Origin of the sequence: Flavobacterium cellulosilyticum (assembly GCF_004349355.1) — a bacterium.
In the GTDB taxonomy this organism is placed as follows: domain Bacteria; phylum Bacteroidota; class Bacteroidia; order Flavobacteriales; family Flavobacteriaceae; genus Flavobacterium; species Flavobacterium cellulosilyticum.
Map to the genome: position 1 here is coordinate 110,434 of NZ_SMFK01000002.1, position 18,427 is coordinate 128,860.

Sequence of the window (18,427 nt, forward strand, 5' to 3'; positions counted from 1 at the left end):
TTTTGGGTTAATTGTCAACGAAAAAAAATCAATTTCAATGGCAATTTCAATTTAAAAAGGTTTTTACCGATAACAAATAATCCATACCAATACCTTTAATGTTAAAAGGAGTAAACCATCAGAGGACTTATTAGTTCATTTGAGAAAATTAAATAACTTTGTGTCTTTGTGACTTTACTTCGTCAGTTCGCTGTCGCTCGTTTGTGACAAAATAGATTAACTGTTTAATCGTTGAACCGTTTAAGCACATAACCAATTCTCCTTCTTTTGAAAGACATCATACTTAAAGCCGAAAACATCTCCAAACAATACCGTCTCGGGCAGGTAGGAACGGGTACGCTCAGTCATGACCTGAACCGCTGGTGGCACGAAATACGAGGCAAAGAAAATCCGTATCTCAAAATTGGCGATACCAATGACCGTTCTACAAAAGGGGAAAGCGACTATGTTTGGGCTTTACAAGGTATAAATTTTGAAGTAGAACGAGGAGAAGTATTGGGGATTATTGGCAAAAATGGCGCAGGAAAGTCTACCTTACTCAAGATTTTATCTCGGGTTACCGCACCTACAACTGGGAATATTAAATTTGGAGGGCGAGTAGCTTCCTTATTAGAAGTAGGTACGGGATTTAATGGTGAAATGACGGGGCGTGAAAACATTTACTTAAATGGAGCTATTCTGGGCATGACCAAAAAGGAAATCGCTTCTAAGCTCGACGAAATAATTGAATTCTCGGGTTGTGAGCGTTATATAGATACGCCCGTGAAGCGCTACAGCAGCGGGATGACGGTGCGACTTGCTTTTGCTGTGGCAGCATTTCTTGAACCTGAAATCCTGATTATCGATGAGGTACTCGCCGTAGGTGATGCTGAGTTTCAGAAAAAAGCCATTGGCAAAATGCAGGATATTTCTAAAAAAGGAGGAAGAACAGTGTTGTTTGTGAGTCATAATATGGCGGCAGTGAAACAATTGTGTTCTAAAGCTATAGTATTAGAATATGGGGCTGTGGTTTTTGAAGGAAGAACTGATGATGCAATAGAGAATTATTTTCAAGAAGTTCAGCTAGTTAAACATGGGAAGAGAATTGAAATTATAAATGATTCATTAGGGTTTTTTACAAAATGGTACATTAAAGATAATGATTCATTCATCATTTCTTCTGATCAAAAAGAAAATATTTGTTTTGAATTTGATTCTAACGGGAGTATGAAAAATTGTGAATTAGGACTTGTTATTAGAAATTTTGAAGGTAAAATACTTTTTGGATGTAATAGTCGTGATTTTGAAGGAGATTATTTTGATGTTAAGAAAGGAAAATACATTTTTAATATACAATTAGTTCTACCTATTATAGATGGAAAATATGAAATTGATATTGCTTTAGTGAGTAATAACAATATAATTGACCAATGGGTATCAGAAACAAATTTAATCGTTAAAAACAAATTTGAATCTGTTCTTGATAGAAAATGGAGAGGAGAATTAAATTTAAAAACATTTTTCAGTTATGATGAACTTTATTAAAAGAAAGGTGGTTAATTATTTGTACAATTTTTTCCTGAAAATAGAACCTAAATATTATAATAAAAATAACTCTTTAGGAATTATAATTGGTTTAAATTCTTTTATTGAAAAACCAAAAAAAATAGATGGAGCAGAATTCATTGAAATGAAAGATAATTCAAGTATTGGTCATAGTTCATGGTTAGGAGCGTTTGATAAATATATTAATCAAACATTTACACCTAAAATTATGATATTAAATAATGTGAGAATTGGTAATTATGCTTGTATTACTGCTATAGATGAAATATTAATTAAAGATGGTTGTTTGATTAGCGAATATGTATATATATCAGATCATTATCATGGTTTTGATCCTGCATTAAATAAGTCACCTAAGGATCAACCTCTTTTTTCTAAAGGTAAAGTTGAGATTGGAGAAAATACTTTTATTGGATACAGAGCAACAATACTATCTGGTGTAAAACTCGGGATGAATTGTGTTATAGGATCACATTCTGTTGTAACTAAATCTTTTCCAGATTATTCAATGATAGCTGGATCTCCAGCAAGATTAATAAAGACTTATGATTTTGAAAATAGCTATTGGAAAGATGAAATTAATTAAAAATATTATAAAAAAAATTCTAGAATTTAGAAAATATAAATCACTTGGCTTATCATATTTTGAATTTTCTGAATTAAAAAAAAAATCAAATAAAAGAATCTCTATCCTATTTGGAAAGGAAATAAAAATTACCGATTCATTCTGGTATTTACATAGTTTAAATGAGTTGTTTATTGATGAAGTTTACAAATTTAATTCAAATAGTAGTATTCCTAAAATTATAGACTGCGGATCAAACATTGGTTTAAGTATTATTTTTTTTAAAAGGATGTACCCAGATTCTGAAATTATTGCATTTGAACCCGATAATGATATTTTCAATATTTCTAAATATAATTTGAATCAATTTGGTATTAATGACGTGAAACTTTTTCCAAAAGCAGTATGGATTAACGAAAAGCCCCTAGTTTTTGCTAAAACAGGTTCTTTGAGCGGCCATATAGTTCAAGAAAAATCAGAAAATACAATAGAAATTCAAACTGTCCGTTTAAAAGATTTTTTATGTAAAAAAATTGATTTCTTAAAAATTGACATTGAAGGTTCAGAATATGATATTTTGAAAGATTGTGGAGAATCATTGAAAAATGTTGATAATATATTTGTTGAATATCATAGTTTTTCTGAAAACCCTCAGATGATAGGAGAATTATTAGTTATATTAAAAAATGCAGGTTTCAAAGTATATGTAAAAGAAGCTTGGAATAACATGAAGAACCCTTATATTGAAAAAAAAGGGACTTATTTTGATTTACAATTAAACATATTTGGATACAGACTATAATGAAAATCGCCTTTACTATATGCTCCAATAATTATTTAGCTCAAGCCAAAATATTAGGAGATTCTTTGATCGAAAAAAATATCGATTACAAGTTTATTATTGGTTTATGTGATGAATTGTCAGATGATATTGACTATTCTTTTTTTGGAAATATTGAAATTGTTCCTGTTTCACAAATTAATATTTATTGTTTTGATGAATTAATAAAAAAATATGATTTAATAGAACTTAATACTTCAATCAAGCCTTCATTTTTCAAATATTTTATAAGTCAGTATAAGGATTTGGAGACTATTATTTATTTTGATCCGGATATTCAAATTTTTGAAAACTTAATTTTGTTAGAAAAATATTTAGAGGAAGATGATGTTTTATTAACGCCTCATATTTTAAATCCAATAATTGTAGATGAATTAACTCCTTCAGAAAATTTATTTTTAAATTATGGTATTTATAATTTAGGGTTTTTGGCTCTTAATTCAAAAAGTCAAAACGCATTAAGTTTATTAGATTGGTGGGAAGATAAGACCTTAAAAATTGGTTTTAACAGAGTTTCAGATGGATTGTTTGTAGATCAGTTATGGATTAATTTGGCGCCCATATTTTTTAATAATGTAAAGGTCTTACAGGAATATGGTTTTAATGTTGCACCATGGAATTTACACGAAAGAAATTCGGTACATAAAAATGATGACGAGTATATTATGAAAGATAACTCTAAATTAGTATTTTATCATTTTAGCTCCTATAACTACAAAAAACCAGAGTTGTTTTCAAAACACTATGATAGGTATAATTCTATTGTACTGTCAAAGGAAATATTTGAATTATATAATCAATATCATAATAATTTAATACAAAATAAAATAACTTTTTTTTCAGAAATTAAATGTCATTATATTAAAGTCGAGGAGAAGGTGGTTAAAAAGAAGAGTTTTTATAAAGTCATATTATATAATATTTTACCGCCATTCATCAATAAAATAATAAAGAATATATTTAAATTGAATAAATAATGCCTAAACTATCCATTATTACTATCAACTTCAACAATCTCAAAGGTCTGAAAAGGACTGTTGAAAGTGTGGTCAATCAAACTTGGAAAGATTTTGAGTATATCATCGTTGATGGAGGATCTACTGATGGAAGTGCTGAATATATAGAAAAACAAAACACGGATATTGATTATTGGATAAGTGAATCCGATAAAGGGATTTATCATGCTATGAACAAAGGAATTGCAAAAGCTACTGGAGAATACTTGCTTTTTTTGAATAGTGGGGATCATTTAAATGATTCATCAGTCTTGAAAAAAAATTATGTTCATTTAAAAGACAAAGAAATAGTGTGTTTTAATATTAAAGAAGTCAGGGATAATTCAATTAGTATAAAAAAATGTCCTATAGAAATCACCTTTGAATATATGGTTAAAGATTCAATTCCGCATCAATCCACTTTTATTCGGAAAAGTTTGTTTGAAAAAATTGGATTGTATGATCAACAATTAAAAATTGTATCGGACTGGAAATTCTTTATTATTGCATTGGGTAAATACAATGCGACTTATTTATATGTTGATGATGATTTCTCCACTTTTTATATAGGTGGAATTAGTTCGCATATTGATAATTATCAAAAAATGTTAAAAGAAAAGGAATTTGTTATTAGTTCAGACTTTTCAATTTTTAGGGATGAAACAAAGGAATATTTTAGGCTAAAAGAAATTGTCTATAATCTGAGGAAATCTAGCAAAATAAATTGGTTAATAAAATTTGGGTTATTGAATGAATTTTAAAAAAAATGAATTTATGACACAACCCAAACTCTCCATCATAATCACCTGTTACAATCTAGGAAATTATCTGGAAGAAGCTATTGCGAGCATCGAGGAATATTCACCCTCAAGTGATTATGAAATCATTTTGGTTAATGATGGTTCAACTGATGAATCAACTCTTCAAATTTTAAAAAAAATAGAGAAACAGGAAAAATCTATAATTGTCCTCCATCAGCCCAATATTGGTTTGGCAAAAGCCAGAAATAACGGTGTTAAATTAGCCAAAGGGAAATACATTATTCCTTTAGATGCAGATAATAAATTGCGTCCTGAATTTATAAGGCAAACCATTGCCATTTTAGATTCAAATGATAGTATTGATGTTGTTTATGGAAATGCGCAAATTTTTGGGAATGAAGATTCGTTATGGAAAGGGAAACCGTTTGATATTGCCGAAATGGTATTAAATAATTATATAGATGCTTGTGCGGGTTTCAGAAAATCAGTTTGGTCAGCATTGGGAGGCTATGACGAAAATATGCCAGTAATGGGTTTTGAAGATTGGGATTTATGGTTGCGAATGGGAGTAATAGGCTGTCAATTTCAATATGTAGATGCTATTTTTTTTGATTATCGGGTACGTGACAATTCAATGCTTTCTGATGCTTGGGAACAAAGACCACTATTGCTGGACTATATTTTTAATAAAAAAGAATTAAATTATTTATTGACTTTTCGAAATTGCCTGATTGAAAACCAAAAGTTAAAAGAGGAACCTGCTGTATCAGCTATTTTTGAACAGTTATTCAAAAAAATAAAAAGGAACCTGAAATTTTAAAATGAAGAACACTAAAAAAATACTATTTACTACTGAAAATGTTTCTTGGGGCGGTAGTGAATTGCTTTGGACAAAAACCATTTTAGAAATGGTAAATCAGGATTGTATCATCAGTATTTATGTCAATCAAAAATTACATCTTCCGGATTGGATTACTATTCTTGAATCCGAGAAGCAAATCAGCATTTATAGGACACCAGTTTCAGAATTATCAAAGTTAAAAAGAACACTAAATAAAATTCTGCCTTACAAATTCCGAATGATTCAGAAAGATAAACGTGAGGAATTTATTTTAGCATTCAGCCCTGATTTATTGGTTATCAATCAAGGTTTCAATTTCAATGGGGTCGATCTAATGGCTTTTGCTCATCAATCCAGAATTAATTATGTCACCATTTCTCATGCTGTCAACGAAGGAATGTGGCCAGACTTGAACTTGAGAAATAAAATGTTTGAAGGCTATAGCTACAGCCAAAAAAATTATTTTGTAAGTCAGGACAATCTTGAAGTTACAGAGGCACAATTAGGTTTTAGATTGTTAAACAGCGAAGTTGTGAGGAATCCATTTAATGTTCCTTTTAGTATAGATTTAATGTTTCCACAGCAGGATATCTATCATTTGGCATGTGTAGGCAGATACAACTTTTATGCTAAAGGACAAGATGTGTTGTTGAGGGTTTTAGCTCAAGAAAAATGGAAACAACGCAACCTTATCGTGAATTTTTATGGAGAAGGAAATGATATCGATAATCTTAAAGATCTGATTCAATTATACCAAATCAAGAAAGTCATAGTTCATCCGCATACTAAAACGGTTGATATTTGGAAAAATAATCACGGCTTGCTATTAAGTTCGCGCTTTGAAGGCTTGCCTCTTGTAATTGTTGAATCGATGCTTTGTAAACGGATGGTAATTGTAACCAATGTTAGTGGAAATCAAGAGTTAGTAATAGATAATGAAACTGGTTTTATTGCAGCTGCACCAAGACCAGAATATGTCGATGAAGCTATGGATAGAGCCTGGCAGGTTCGTGAGAACTGGCAGCATATAGGAGAAAAGGCGCGGCAAGAAATAATTAAAAGTCTTCCAGAAAATCCGGCCTTGGTTTTTGCCGATTCTTTGATTGCCATTTTGAATAGTAAAAATTGATTGTATGTATTCTAAAGTTTATTTTATTCTTGCACATAAAAAACCAGCCCAACTTAAAGCCTTGATTTCTTTGCTACAAGATAGAAAATCTTATTTTTTTATTCATTTAGATAAAAATGTAACTATTGAATTATTTGAGTCGATCCAACAGATGGAGCATTGTTATTTCATAAAAGGGAGAGAGCAAGGCCGTTGGGGAGGGTTTGGTATTGTACAAGCTACATTAAATGGTATGATGGAGATTCATGAATTTATGATAAACAATCACAATACTGAAAATTACCATTGCATTTTTTTATCTGGAGAAGATTTGCCTCTAAAAGCCAATACAAAAATCCATGATTTTTTAGAAAAAAAGCAAGATACCTCTTTTATATATCATTGGAAATTGCCTTATGACAAATGGTGGAATGGAGGTCTTTTTAGGTTTGAATCGCTGTATATTTTTGATTTTAATAAACATCCAAAAATGCATTATTGGTTAAACAAAACAATCAGAAAATTGAAACTTAATTTTTTGTTTCCAATCAATAGAATCAAAAAGCAATATCCTGATTTGGTACTATATGGCAGCAGTCAGTGGATGGTTTTTTCAAAAAATTTGATGAATAAAGTTATCGAAAAATCAAATAATGAACAAGGATTCAAAAAGCTTTTCAAACAGGTCCTCCTACCAGATGAACTTTACATTATAACACTTATCCAAAATTTTTTGACAGCGGAAAGCGTATTCATTGAAAATAGTCCAACACATTTGATTATTTTTAAAGGTGTCAATGCCAATCCTCAATACTTATCTATTGAAGAGATTCAAAACAATAACACAGAATCGACTTTATTTGCTCGAAAATTTAACCGTGCCAATAACGGGGATGCAATTGATTATATTCAAACCATTCTAAACTAATGAAAAAATTAGCAGTTTTATTACCTACTTATAATGCTGTGGATTACCTGCCAGAAAGTATTGATTCAGTATTGAATCAGACTTTCACTGACTTTGATTTGTATGTCTATGATGATTGCTCTACTGATAATACTGAAGATATTGTTTCGAAATACAAGGATACTCGGCTTTATTATAGAAAGAATTTAGAAAATCTAGGTATTGCCAAAACTTTGAACAAAGGTTTAGAAGAATTGCTTCCACAATATGAATACATTGCCCGAATGGATGCCGATGATTGGTGTTACCCAGAAAGATTTGAAAAACAAATGGATTTTTTGAATAAAAATCAAGAAATCGTGATGTGTGGCACACAAGGTTATTGGCTGAAAGACATTAATCAAAATCCAATTTCAGCTTGGAAATATCCAACTCGTGAAGCATATATTAAGATTTATATGCTTTTTGCAGCTTCATTTGGGCATTCTTCCGTAATATTTAGAAGTGCTAGTTTTGATAAATTTAATTTAAGATATAACGAAAATATTTCAACCTGTGAAGATTGGGATTTATGGATTCGAGTAGCAAAAATGGGGCACGTTGCCAATTTACCTGATTTTGTTATGAAGTATCGAATTCTAGAAAACAGCAATCATCGTTCTTCAGGAAATACCAAAAGGCATTTAGAGGAAAGGTCTATGATTATTTCCAGCTATTGGACTAATTTTGGTATTAGTTTTAAGCCAGAACAGGTTTATGACTATTATTATGGGAATAAAACAATGACTCCATGCGATTTTATTATAAAATTAAGTGTATTAATAAAGACATTTAACCTACTTTATGCAAATACTGAAAACAATTTTGTTATAGCTGAAAGAAAGAATTTTAGTTACATGATGGTTAGAAGAATTTTAGATTTTTGGAAACGCTCACAAGTAAGCAGATTTGATTTATTAATTTGGAAAGTAATACTAAAAGAGGTGACATTTATGAACAAAATTAAATTACTTAAAAGTATAATTAGATAATTGATTTATGCAAGCATCAATACTTATTGTGTCCAAAAACAGAAAAGAAGAACTGGAGTTTACACTAACTGTATTGGCTCGAGTGATTGATTTATCAGTACATGAAGTGTTGGTTTTTCTGGATGGTTGTACAGATGATTCTTCCATTTTAGAAAATAATATTATTTGGGTGAGATGGTATTCTTCCGAGAAAAGCATAGGAGCATCAGCTGCTAGATATCAGTTGTATCCAATGGCACAAGGAGAAATATTATTTGGATTTGATGATGATGCTCACCCTTTAAATGCTGATTTTATTGACAAAACTATTCGTCTTTTTGATAGTCATTCCAATGTTGGTATTATTGCTTTTCAAGAAGTAAAAGGAATTTATGCTTTAGATGCAGAGGCCCTGGCTTTAACGCAATCTCCGGATGAGGAATACTACACTAACGAATTTATCGGATGTGGTTTTTCGATTCGCAAAAAGGTATATGAATCCACGAATGGTTTTCCAGTTTGGATAGATATCTATGGAGAAGAGTCTTGCGTTGCATTGGAAGTTATCGCTAAAGGATATGATATACTATATTCCAATACAATTAAAGTAAATCATAGAGTAAATAAGGAATTGCGAAAAATTTCAGGAAAGAATTACTTTAGATTTGGCAATCAATTAAAAAATACAACCTATTATTATTTGGTCTATTATCCTTTTCCCATAGTTAAAATTTTTAAATTGTATTTGCATAACTTTAAAAAATATGCATTAACCGATGTTACATTTTTTAAGATATTTTTTCAGACTATATTGGAAGCAATATGGTATTTACCCAAAATAATGAGATATAGGAAACCAGTAGATAATGCTATCTTAAAAAACATGGGGCAATTAAAAAACTTAGAATTTTAACCAATACAAGGAAAAATAAAATGATAAAAATATTAAAAAAAATATTTAAAGGTTTTGGATATAAAATCTCTAAAATAAGTAAAATATTGTTAGTTGATGATAATCCATTTGTTGCCATTAAAAATAAATTACCTGCGGAGAATGTCGTTTTTTTTGACATAGGCGCCAACTTAGGTCAGACGACTAAAAAGATGAGCAATTATTATTCAAAGGCATCAATTTATGCTTTTGAACCAAGCAAAAAATGTTTTGAATCTCTAAAAATTAATTGTGATATTACTAATGTTAGTTTTCATAATTTGGCTATGGGTTCTAATAGTGGGTATTATGTATTTAATGAATATTCCTGGAGTGCAATGAATTCTTTTTTAGAGAGAGCTTATGGGACTGCAAAAATCATTGAGACATATCTTGTTGAGGTTATAACAATTGATCAATTTTGCCAAAATAATAGCATTTCCTATTTGAACTTATTAAAAACAGATACTGAAGGTTATGAACTTAATGTTTTGAAAGGCGCTTCAGAAATGATGAAAAAAAATATGATTCAGTTCGTATATGTTGAGATTTTTTTTAACGAGAATTATATCAATCAATCTTCATTTGGTGATATTTACAACTATTTATTAGAAAATAGTTTTGAATTAGTACGATTTTATGATGTCAATTATACAGATGAAGGCCTTGCTTCAAAAACAGATGCATTATTTATTAATAAAAAGTTCAAATTAAACTAAAGTGTTTTTACAATAAGTAAACTTCAAAATGAAAACAATAGCTATTATTCCTGCTCGAGGAGGATCCAAAAGGTTGCCCAATAAAAATAAACTTTTGTTAGGAGGTATTCCTTTGATTGCACATAGTATAGTTTATGCTCAGGAAAATAGTGACATTATCAATGAAATCTATGTTTCAACTGATGATGAAGATATTAAAAAAATTGCTTTGCACTATGGTGTTAAAGTAATTGATAGGCCAGAGGAGTTAGCTGGGGATTTTGAACCTACAGTTTCGGCTCTTCGTCATGTTTTGCAATCAATAGAGGGTACTATTGAAAATGTAATTTTATTGCAGCCTACGAATCCACTTCGTGAAGCAAATTTATTGGAACAAGCATTTAATAAATTTCAGACTCAAAATTATGATAGTTTATTTACTGTAACTAGGAATCACCAAAAGTTAGGAAAAATTGAGAACAATCAATTTATCCCTTTTAATTATACAATTGGGCAACGTAGTCAAGATTTAGAACCACTTTATTATGAAAATGGTTTGTTGTACATAAGCAAAGTGAATTTGATTTTAGAAAATATAATTATTTCAAAACAAGCTTTTCCTTTTGAAGTGAAGCGAAATTTTGCATGTGTTGATATTGATTCGCAAGCTGATTTGGATTATGCAGAATATTTATATAACAAAGGATCACAAACCCATACAGCGTTTGGTATGGAGCAATCGAGCTAACTACATTCAATTTATTTGTCTACTCGAGCGTAGTCGAGAAGCATAATTTATAATTTACTATGAACCCATTCATTACAATAGCAGGGCGAAAAATAGGCTTAGATTCCCCACCATTTGTCATTGCCGAAATCGGAATTAATCACGAAGGCTCATTGGTCATAGCCAAGGAAATGGTCGATGCAGCACATAGAGCAGGAGTAGAAGCTGTAAAACATCAAACCCATATTGTAGCAGACGAAATGAGTGCTGCCGCAAAAAAAGTAATTCCAGGCAATTCCGATGTTTCCATTTATGAAATTATGGAACGCTGTGCACTTAATGAAGCCGATGAGCTGGAACTAAAAAACTATGTGGAAAACAAAGGGATGCTTTTTATTTCGACTCCATTTTCCCGAGCTGCAGCCAACAGATTGCAAAAATTTGATATTCCAGCTTATAAAATTGGTTCTGGCGAATGCAATAATTATCCCTTATTAGAACATATTGCCACATTTGGCAAACCAGTTATTTTGAGTACGGGAATGAATACCATAGAAAGTATTCGGAAAGCGGTGGCTATTTTTGATCAACATAAAATTCCAGTGGCGCTTTTGCACACTACTAATTTGTATCCAACGCCCATTCATTTGGTACGTTTGGGTGCAATGATGGAAATGCACGCTGCTTTTCCAGATAAAATTTTTGGACTGAGCGATCATACTTTGAACAACAATGCGTGTTTGGGAGCAGTAGCTTTGGGCGCAAGTATATTGGAGCGTCATTTTACGGACACTATGCACCGTATAGGACCTGATATTGTTTGTAGTATGGATGAACAAGCTGCAAAAGAACTTGTTATAAATTCTAATGAAATCTGGCAAATGCGCGGAGGAGTCAAAGCTCCAGCACAAGAAGAACAGGCTACTATTGATTTTGCTTTTGCTACAGTTTGTACTATAGCTCCAATAAAAAAAGGAGAGTTATATACCAAAGACTATATCTGGGTCAAAAGACCTGGTACAGGAGCGATTTTAGCCGAACATTTTGACTCAATTTTAGGAAAAAGGGCCACTAGAAATATAGAAAATGATGAGCAATTAAGTTGGGAGGACATTAAATGATTAAAGTAATTTAATAAAATAGTCTCGACTGCGCTCAACTTGACACACTCGTGATGATATAAGGATTAATTTAACAATTCGGTTATCAAATTGAGCCTTTCGAATTCGCTCAAATAGGTTTAAGTCGAGATTATTTTAAAAACACGAGCGTCTCGTCCATAGACTGGGCCTGAGATGTCTCGCTCTACCTGACATAAATGACTTATGTCAAATCGAGCGCAGTCGAGATTGTTTTTAAAAATAGTTACGTCTTGTTCATCGTAATTTTTCCCTCGACTGCGCTCGGAATGACTCTCTCGACATAATATAAATCACGCGCGTCTCGACGGCGCTCGACGTGACAAAAAGCAGTAGGAAAGAATCAGACACTGTCAAATCGAGCCTTTCGAATTCGCTCAAGACAGGTTTAAGTCGAGATTCTTATTTTAAATTCAATGTTTATATGAAATTCTATTACGTATATATTCTCAAATGCAATGATAATTCTCTATATGTTGGAATTACTTCTGATATTGAAAGGAGATTATTGGAACATAATGCAGGAAAATATCCAGATGCTTATACACATTCTCGAAGACCTGTTATACTTGTTTTTTACCAAGATTTTACAGAAGCCAATCAAGCTATTGAATTTGAAAAGAAAATAAAAAAATGGAGTAGAGCAAAAAAACAGTGTTTGATAGATGAAAATTTTAATAAATTGCAGGACTTGTCTGAATGCAGAAATGCAACACATCATAAATATAATCCAAATAAAGGAAAGTAGTAATTGTCAAATCGAGCGCAGTCGAGATTGTTTTGAAAACACGAGCGTCTCGATCCGGTACTGCGCTCGGGATGACACGATTGACATTATATAAATCACGAGCGTCTCGACTGCGCTCGACGTGACAAAAAGCAGTAGTAAAGAATTAGACACTGTCAAATCGAGCGCAGTCGAGATTGTTTTTAAAAATAGTTACGTCTTGTTCATCGTAATTTTTCCCTCGACTGCGCTCGGGATGACTGACTGTAGTCTTAGTGTACAAAAAGTATCGAAAATTGATTATCATTTTCGGAACGAAATAATAATTGTGATTTTTAAGAATTAAATAATAAAGGAATAAAAAAAGAAACATGAAAGTCTTTGTATTAATTGAAAGAAGAGCCGATTATTCGCGTTACAGGCCAATTCTAGCGAAAATGAAAGAAGATTCATTTTTCGAGATTTATCTAGTGGTTACAGGAGCTTGCTTACTTGATTTGCACGGGAAAGATGTGAATTATATAGAAGAAGATGGCTTTGTTATCAATGCGAAAATACCCATGTTCAAAGCAGGAAATCCAGATAATGGAGCTGAAATGGTAAGGTCAATGGCTCGGGTTCTAGAAGGTGTAACCAATGAATTAGAAGCTTCAAAGCCGGATATTGTTTTATCAGGATTTGATATAGGAGGTAATTTTGCAGTAACTATCGCCGCAGCACATATGAATATTCCTGTGGCACATATACAAGGTGGTGAAGTTACTGGTAGTATTGACGAAAGTATTCGTCATGCGATGAGTAAATTTTCTCATATTCATTTTCCTGCTACTCAGGATGCCAAAAACAGATTAATTCGATTAGGTGAAAATCCTAAAGATATTTATGTTACAGGCTGTCCGTCGATAGATGTTTTAGTAAACACTCCCTATTTGCCAAAAGAAGAATTAGAAAAAGAATTTGATGTTGATTTTTCCAAACCTTTGCTGCTAATGATTCAGCATCCAGTTACAACCGAAGCGAAATCATCATTAGACCAGATAAAAGAAACGATAAATGCTATCAAAAATAAAGGAGTACAAGCCATAGTTTTACTGCCAAATAATGATGCAGGTCATGCTCAAATAATTGAAGAAATTAAAAATTCAGGGTTGAAATGGCTTCCCTCTTTATCAACGATTAAGTTTGTTAACTTGTATCGTAATGCTTGGGCATTAATAGGAAACTCTTCATCTGGCATTCATGAAACGCCAAGCCTTAAAATTCCAACTATTAATATTGGAAACCGTCAAATGGGCCGAGAAAGAGCTGCTAATGTAATAGATGTGCCAAATGACCAAGAATTAATTGAAGAAGCTATAGAGAAAGCACTTTTTGATACCGATTTTAGAAATTTTGTAAGAGGAATTGAAAATCCTTATGGTACTGGGAATTCAGCAGAAACAATTGTGACTCTTTTAAAGACGATTGACTTTGATGAGGTGAGCATTCAAAAAGTATTTTATGAAGGACTCTAAAATATTATTGATTGGAGGTAATGGACTTCTTGGCCAAAGTTTGCAAAAGGAGTTGAATAAAAATGAATTTACGGCTGTTTTTACTTGTTCTAGAGTAAGTAGTAATTCAGTCAATCATATTCAGGGAGATTTATTAGATTTGGATTTGGTTAGGATATTAACCGCTTTTAATTTCGATTTAATTATTAATTTGACAGGACAAATTACCAAACCAATTGCTGATTGTTTAGCACTTAATTCAGTTGGAATTGAAAATTTGATTCAAATTATTCATAACAGTCCAAATTGTAAGTTAATTCAAATTTCAACAGTAGGAGTCTATGGAAGCTGTGATTTTGCAGATGAATTTAGTGAGCTGAATCCCGAAACACCTTATTCAAATGCTAAATGTGAAGCTGAAAAATTGTTAATAAGCAAATTGAATGCGGATCGTTTGGTAATATTTAGAGTGTCTAATCTTTATGGAGAAAAGCAATTAAAGGGTGTTTTTGCGTATTTGAATAAGGCTGCAGAATCAGACCAAATTCTAGATTTTAATAACGATGGTTCCTTAGTTCGATTTTTTATTCACACGAATGACTGTGCGGCCATAATAGTCGAATTTATTCGCAATCACATTCAACATTCAACGGGGATTTATAATGTTATAGGAACAGACCACTATTCCATACTGCAATTAATTCAGCTTTTTGAAGAAATTAAACAGCTGAAATTTAAAATAAATTTGGATATTGCCAAACCCTACGATAATGCATTAGCGATTTCTGACAAAAAAATAAGGAAACTCTTTGATTATTTGCCGAAAATGAATGTAAGGTCGTACCTCCAAACTATTTAAAGTTATGATTAGAAATAAGGAAGATTTTTCAAAGTATACAGCTAGTCCCAATGATTCTATTAAAACCTGTATGGCAAGAATAGAACAAAATAAAAAAGGAGGCTTAATTATTATTGATGAAAACTACCTCTTGCTTGGGAGTATTAGCGATGGAGATATAAGAAGAGCATTTCTTGCTGGAAAGGGCATAGACGATGCTATTAATTTGAGTTATAATACAAGCCCAATAAAATGTTTAGACCATGAAACGGATGCATTAACTTTTGAAATTTTAATTGAAAAGAAAATTACGCTATTGCCAATTGTAGATAGTTGCAACGTTTTAATTGGCATTCAAACTTCTGAAAAAGGACATCGATTTGAAGCTGTTTCAAATTTTGTTGTGATTATGGTTGGAGGAGAAGGACTTCGGTTAGGTGAATTGACACGATCTACCCCAAAAACACTTTTAAAAGTTGGAGGTAAGCCCATCTTACAAACGATTTTGGAACGATTGGAGTATTTTGGATTTAGAAATATTATTTTATGTACGGGCCATTTGTCAGAAGCTATTGAAGAATTTTGTGGAGATGGTTCTAATTTTGGATTAAACATCTCTTTTTACAAAGAAAAAAATAAACTTGGAACTGTTGGCGCAGTAAAAAACGTAGAAAATCAATTGAAAGAACCATTTTTAGTCATGAATGGGGATTTGCTAACGGGACTAAACTATAAAAACATCCTAGACTTCCATAAGAATAATAATAGTGTAATGACCATTGGGTGCTCCAATTACACATCCAAAGTGCCTTATGGTGTTATTGAAACTGAAGGTGTAAGGGTTAAACGGGTTTTGGAAAAACCAACGTATTCTTACCGAGTAAGTGGGGGAATTTATGTTTTGAACCACCAACTTCTGGATTTAATTCCCTATGATCGGTATTTTGACATAACTGATCTGATGGAAGAAATAATTGCACAAGAGAAAGTTATAACTGCTTTTCCAATTGAAGAATATTGGTTGGATATAGGAATGCCAAATGATTTTTTAAAAGCAAATGAAGATTACAATCAATTATTCAAATTATGAAAACGAATTATATAGGAAAAAGAGTGTTTGTAACAGGTGCTGCTGGATTTATTGGCAGTCATGTAGTTGAAGAATTAGTAAATAATGGAGCTATTGTAACAGCTCTTGTACATTATAATTCCAACTCAAATATTGCTAATTTGAAGTATATCAATTCTGAAATATTAAGTAAAGTAACGATTGTATTTGGGGATATAACCGATGCATTTCAAATGGAGTATTTAACCCGCGATAAAGATATTGTATTGCATCTTGCCGCCTTAATAGGTATTCCCTATTCTTATGTGGCTCCAGCAGCTTATGTAGCAACGAATATTAATGGTACTTTGAATTTATTAGAAGCTTGTCGAAAAAACAATGTAAGTAAATTGGTGGTGACATCAACCTCCGAAACCTACGGAACAGCTCTTTATGCGCCAATAGATGAAAAACACCCATTGCAAGGGCAATCGCCTTATAGCGCAACAAAAATAGGAGCGGATAAATTAGCAGAAAGCTATTGGTTATCCTTTGGATTGCCTGTATGTATTTTTAGGCCATTCAATACTTTTGGGCCAAGACAATCGATGCGAGCAGTAATACCAACCATTATCACCCAAGTTCTTCAAGAAGGAAATGAAATCAAATTAGGCTCATTATCGCCAGTACGAGATATGGTTTTTGTTAAGGATACAGCAAATGGTTTTCTAAAAGCAGGCTTGTCTACTCATTCAAATGGTGAAGTTATAAGTGTTGGAACTGGAACTGGTGTAACAATTGGTGAGATTGTAAATTTAATTCAAGAAATTGTAGGTACAAATAAAACGGTAATAGTTGACAGTGAAAGAGTAAGACCCGAAAAAAGTGAAGTTTTTAAGTTAATTTGTGATAATCGAAAGGCAAAAGAAATTTTAAATTGGGAACCAAAAGTAACATTAACTGAAGGATTGATTCAGAGTATTGATTTTATACAAAAAAACAGCTCAAGTTTTAATTCAGATAAATATGTTATTTAATTAGAATTAGTACTTGTACAAACTAGTTCAATCGAGAAGAATATAAAGACAAAGGGACGATGCTTTTAATATTTCATAAATAATTATAAAGTAATAAAATTTAATTTTGAAAAATCGATACGGAATAATTTATAAAGAACTAACTACAAAATACAAAAAAAGGCTTACTTTGTAAACTCAAATTCTTGGCACAATTCAATAGAATTGGTTCTTTTTCATTAAATTTTATCATGATGATTCCTGAAATAAATATAATTATCCCTTTATACAATGAAGAGCAAGTATTTCCATTGCTAATAAAAAGAATTAGCAAATTATTAGATCAAAGTACTTTATCCATATCTGTACTACTCGTGGATGACGGAAGCAGCGATGCTACTGCTGTTTTAATGAAGCAACTTTCATTTATAGATGCGCGATTTTCAAGTATGATTTTATCTCGGAATTTTGGTCATCAATTGGCATTAACTGCAGCTTTATCAAGAGTAAATGCTTCTGAAGCAGTACTCATAATTGATGGAGATTTACAAGATCCGCCAGAAATGTTGGAAGATATGTTTACGTTATGTAAAGAAGGCTATGATGTAGTTTATGCAGTACGAGAAACCCGAAAAGAAGGTTTTTTTAAAGTAGGGTTTTATAAATTATTTTACCGTATTCTCCAAAAAATTGCTTCTATAGATATCCCATTAGATTCAGGAGATTTCTCTCTCCTAAGTCGTCGAGTGGTAGATGTTTTGAATGACATGCCGGAAGAAAGCAGGTATCTGCGAGGAATGAGAAGTTGGGTTGGGTTTAAACAAATAGGGTACAAATACTCTCGCCCTGATCGACAAGCGGGTAACACACAATACAGTTTGATACAACTTTTAAAATTGGCTATGAATGGCGTTTTCAATTTTAGTGAGTTTCCCATCAAATTCATTACTTTCTTGGGCGTTTCCACCATGTCAATAGGAGTGATTTATTTTATCATTACATTGATTAAGCGGTTTTCAAGTGATTATGTACCGGATGGTTTTACGGCAATAGTATTTTTAATTATTCTTTTTGGTGGGGTGCAGTTGATTTCGATAGGCATTATTGGCGAATATTTAATCCGCGTTTTTTTTCAAGTAAAAAAACGTCCTTTGTTTATCATTAAGGAATTAATTGTAGATAAAAAGGAAGTTAAAAAAAAGGATATTGAATCGAGATTATTTTAATAATAGCATTT

At 31.7% G+C, this 18,427-nt stretch carries 19 protein-coding genes; all 19 read left to right on the forward strand.

What is annotated here, in order from left to right; all coding sequences use genetic code 11:
* The first annotated feature begins 267 nt into the window (after positions 1 to 267).
* The 19 genes from E0F76_RS19565 to E0F76_RS04535 all read left to right on the forward strand — a co-directional run bounded on the left by E0F76_RS19565 (position 268) and on the right by E0F76_RS04535 (position 18,416).
* Positions 268 to 1,524, forward strand: coding sequence for an ABC transporter ATP-binding protein (locus tag E0F76_RS19565; protein ID WP_246021981.1), 1,257 nt, complete (start codon positions 268 to 270; stop codon positions 1,522 to 1,524).
* Positions 1,508 to 2,131 carry an acyltransferase gene (locus E0F76_RS04450; RefSeq protein WP_132001946.1) on the forward strand — a complete coding sequence of 208 codons (624 nt, stop codon included), beginning with the start codon at positions 1,508 to 1,510 and terminating at the stop codon, positions 2,129 to 2,131. Before E0F76_RS19565 ends, E0F76_RS04450 begins: the two co-directional genes overlap by 17 nt.
* Entirely contained in the window at positions 2,097 to 2,912 is an 816-nt protein-coding gene (locus E0F76_RS04455) for an FkbM family methyltransferase (protein WP_165932634.1), read from the forward strand. Before E0F76_RS04450 ends, E0F76_RS04455 begins: the two co-directional genes overlap by 35 nt.
* Positions 2,912 to 3,928: a glycosyl transferase gene (locus E0F76_RS04460; protein ID WP_132001952.1), complete on the forward strand. Its 1,017-nt coding sequence runs from the start codon at positions 2,912 to 2,914 to the stop codon at positions 3,926 to 3,928. The genes E0F76_RS04455 and E0F76_RS04460 overlap by 1 nt, the downstream gene beginning before the upstream one ends.
* Complete coding sequence (locus E0F76_RS04465) at positions 3,928 to 4,707, forward strand: glycosyltransferase family 2 protein (RefSeq protein ID WP_132001955.1); 780 nt, start codon at positions 3,928 to 3,930, stop codon at positions 4,705 to 4,707. Before E0F76_RS04460 ends, E0F76_RS04465 begins: the two co-directional genes overlap by 1 nt.
* A gap of 13 nt (positions 4,708 to 4,720) precedes the next feature.
* Complete coding sequence (locus tag E0F76_RS04470; protein WP_165932635.1) at positions 4,721 to 5,527, forward strand: glycosyltransferase family 2 protein; 807 nt, start codon at positions 4,721 to 4,723, stop codon at positions 5,525 to 5,527.
* 1 nt (position 5,528) lies between these two features.
* Complete coding sequence (locus E0F76_RS04475) at positions 5,529 to 6,677, forward strand: glycosyltransferase (RefSeq protein ID WP_132001961.1); 1,149 nt, start codon at positions 5,529 to 5,531, stop codon at positions 6,675 to 6,677.
* Positions 6,678 to 6,681: 4 nt separating this feature from the next.
* On the forward strand, positions 6,682 to 7,584 hold the full coding sequence (locus E0F76_RS04480; protein WP_132001964.1) for a beta-1,6-N-acetylglucosaminyltransferase: 903 nt from the start codon (positions 6,682 to 6,684) through the stop codon (positions 7,582 to 7,584).
* The gene (locus tag E0F76_RS04485; protein ID WP_132001967.1) at positions 7,584 to 8,594 is read left to right on the forward strand and encodes a glycosyltransferase family 2 protein; all 1,011 of its coding nucleotides are present in this window, start codon (positions 7,584 to 7,586) and stop codon (positions 8,592 to 8,594) included. The genes E0F76_RS04480 and E0F76_RS04485 overlap by 1 nt, the downstream gene beginning before the upstream one ends.
* A gap of 7 nt (positions 8,595 to 8,601) precedes the next feature.
* Positions 8,602 to 9,486, forward strand: coding sequence for a glycosyltransferase family 2 protein (locus E0F76_RS04490; protein WP_132001970.1), 885 nt, complete (start codon positions 8,602 to 8,604; stop codon positions 9,484 to 9,486).
* A 20-nt stretch (positions 9,487 to 9,506) separates the two neighbouring features.
* Positions 9,507 to 10,223 carry an FkbM family methyltransferase gene (locus tag E0F76_RS04495; RefSeq protein WP_132001973.1) on the forward strand — a complete coding sequence of 239 codons (717 nt, stop codon included), beginning with the start codon at positions 9,507 to 9,509 and terminating at the stop codon, positions 10,221 to 10,223.
* Positions 10,224 to 10,251: 28 nt separating this feature from the next.
* Positions 10,252 to 10,950 (forward strand): acylneuraminate cytidylyltransferase family protein, encoded by a 699-nt coding sequence (locus E0F76_RS04500; RefSeq protein WP_132001976.1) that lies wholly within the window; start codon positions 10,252 to 10,254, stop codon positions 10,948 to 10,950.
* Between the two features lie 59 nt (positions 10,951 to 11,009).
* Positions 11,010 to 12,050, forward strand: coding sequence for an N-acetylneuraminate synthase family protein (locus E0F76_RS04505; RefSeq protein WP_132001979.1), 1,041 nt, complete (start codon positions 11,010 to 11,012; stop codon positions 12,048 to 12,050).
* A 442-nt stretch (positions 12,051 to 12,492) separates the two neighbouring features.
* A complete protein-coding gene (locus tag E0F76_RS04510) occupies positions 12,493 to 12,816 on the forward strand; it encodes a GIY-YIG nuclease family protein (protein WP_132001982.1) in 324 nt (107 codons plus the stop codon).
* Between the two features lie 350 nt (positions 12,817 to 13,166).
* Positions 13,167 to 14,309: a UDP-N-acetylglucosamine 2-epimerase gene (gene neuC, locus E0F76_RS04515; protein WP_132001985.1), complete on the forward strand. Its 1,143-nt coding sequence runs from the start codon at positions 13,167 to 13,169 to the stop codon at positions 14,307 to 14,309.
* A complete protein-coding gene (locus tag E0F76_RS04520) occupies positions 14,296 to 15,147 on the forward strand; it encodes an NAD-dependent epimerase/dehydratase family protein (RefSeq protein WP_132001988.1) in 852 nt (283 codons plus the stop codon). The genes neuC and E0F76_RS04520 overlap by 14 nt, the downstream gene beginning before the upstream one ends.
* 4 nt (positions 15,148 to 15,151) lie before the next feature.
* A complete protein-coding gene (locus tag E0F76_RS04525; protein WP_132001991.1) occupies positions 15,152 to 16,216 on the forward strand; it encodes a nucleotidyltransferase family protein in 1,065 nt (354 codons plus the stop codon).
* Entirely contained in the window at positions 16,213 to 17,211 is a 999-nt protein-coding gene (locus tag E0F76_RS04530; RefSeq protein ID WP_132001994.1) for a GDP-mannose 4,6-dehydratase, read from the forward strand. Before E0F76_RS04525 ends, E0F76_RS04530 begins: the two co-directional genes overlap by 4 nt.
* A gap of 185 nt (positions 17,212 to 17,396) precedes the next feature.
* Positions 17,397 to 18,416: a glycosyltransferase family 2 protein gene (locus E0F76_RS04535; protein ID WP_220398896.1), complete on the forward strand. Its 1,020-nt coding sequence runs from the start codon at positions 17,397 to 17,399 to the stop codon at positions 18,414 to 18,416.
* Positions 18,417 to 18,427 lie beyond the last annotated feature (11 nt).

Excerpts from the sequence above, each read along its gene's own strand:
- E0F76_RS04450 (WP_132001946.1), top strand. The coding sequence starts at position 1,508 with ATGATGAACTTTATTAAAAGAAAGGTGGTTAATTATTTGTACAATTTT.
- E0F76_RS04460 (WP_132001952.1), top strand. The coding sequence starts at position 2,912 with ATGAAAATCGCCTTTACTATATGCTCCAATAATTATTTAGCTCAAGCC.
- E0F76_RS04465 (WP_132001955.1), top strand. The coding sequence starts at position 3,928 with ATGCCTAAACTATCCATTATTACTATCAACTTCAACAATCTCAAAGGT.
- E0F76_RS04470 (WP_165932635.1), top strand. The coding sequence starts at position 4,721 with ATGACACAACCCAAACTCTCCATCATAATCACCTGTTACAATCTAGGA.
- E0F76_RS04475 (WP_132001961.1), top strand. The coding sequence starts at position 5,529 with ATGAAGAACACTAAAAAAATACTATTTACTACTGAAAATGTTTCTTGG.
- E0F76_RS04480 (WP_132001964.1), top strand. The coding sequence starts at position 6,682 with ATGTATTCTAAAGTTTATTTTATTCTTGCACATAAAAAACCAGCCCAA.
- E0F76_RS04485 (WP_132001967.1), top strand. The coding sequence starts at position 7,584 with ATGAAAAAATTAGCAGTTTTATTACCTACTTATAATGCTGTGGATTAC.
- E0F76_RS04490 (WP_132001970.1), top strand. The coding sequence starts at position 8,602 with ATGCAAGCATCAATACTTATTGTGTCCAAAAACAGAAAAGAAGAACTG.
- E0F76_RS04495 (WP_132001973.1), top strand. The coding sequence starts at position 9,507 with ATGATAAAAATATTAAAAAAAATATTTAAAGGTTTTGGATATAAAATC.
- E0F76_RS04500 (WP_132001976.1), top strand. The coding sequence starts at position 10,252 with ATGAAAACAATAGCTATTATTCCTGCTCGAGGAGGATCCAAAAGGTTG.
- E0F76_RS04505 (WP_132001979.1), top strand. The coding sequence starts at position 11,010 with ATGAACCCATTCATTACAATAGCAGGGCGAAAAATAGGCTTAGATTCC.
- E0F76_RS04510 (WP_132001982.1), top strand. The coding sequence starts at position 12,493 with ATGAAATTCTATTACGTATATATTCTCAAATGCAATGATAATTCTCTA.
- neuC (WP_132001985.1), top strand. The coding sequence starts at position 13,167 with ATGAAAGTCTTTGTATTAATTGAAAGAAGAGCCGATTATTCGCGTTAC.
- E0F76_RS04520 (WP_132001988.1), top strand. The coding sequence starts at position 14,296 with ATGAAGGACTCTAAAATATTATTGATTGGAGGTAATGGACTTCTTGGC.
- E0F76_RS04525 (WP_132001991.1), top strand. The coding sequence starts at position 15,152 with ATGATTAGAAATAAGGAAGATTTTTCAAAGTATACAGCTAGTCCCAAT.
- E0F76_RS04530 (WP_132001994.1), top strand. The coding sequence starts at position 16,213 with ATGAAAACGAATTATATAGGAAAAAGAGTGTTTGTAACAGGTGCTGCT.